Raw genomic sequence first — 215 nt, 5'->3', positions numbered from 1 at the left:
CGTCGGCGTCCTTCGCCACCAGGCCGGTCACCTTGCCGGCGTCGTCGGTGAGGATCTGGGTGGCTGCCGTGGAGAGGAACACGTCCACGCCGCGGCGGCGGGCGTCCGCCTCGAGCAGCTCGATCAGGCGTGCGACCTCGCCCTCGGGCAGGTGCCACGTGGTGAGCTCGCCCGGCTGGTCGAGGGCAGTGACCGTGACGTCCTCGTAGACCGCG

At 72.6% G+C, this 215-nt stretch carries 1 pseudogene; it reads right to left on the bottom strand.

The features are described 5' to 3' along the window. Nucleotides 1–215, bottom strand: a pseudogene (locus tag BN358_RS26050) (succinate dehydrogenase); the annotation flags it as partial.

It is taken from the genome of Sedimentibacter sp. B4 (genome assembly GCF_000309315.1).
In the GTDB taxonomy this organism is placed as follows: domain Bacteria; phylum Bacillota; class Clostridia; order Tissierellales; family Sedimentibacteraceae; genus Sedimentibacter; species Sedimentibacter saalensis.
This window is presented reverse-complemented; position numbering and strand designations above follow the sequence as displayed.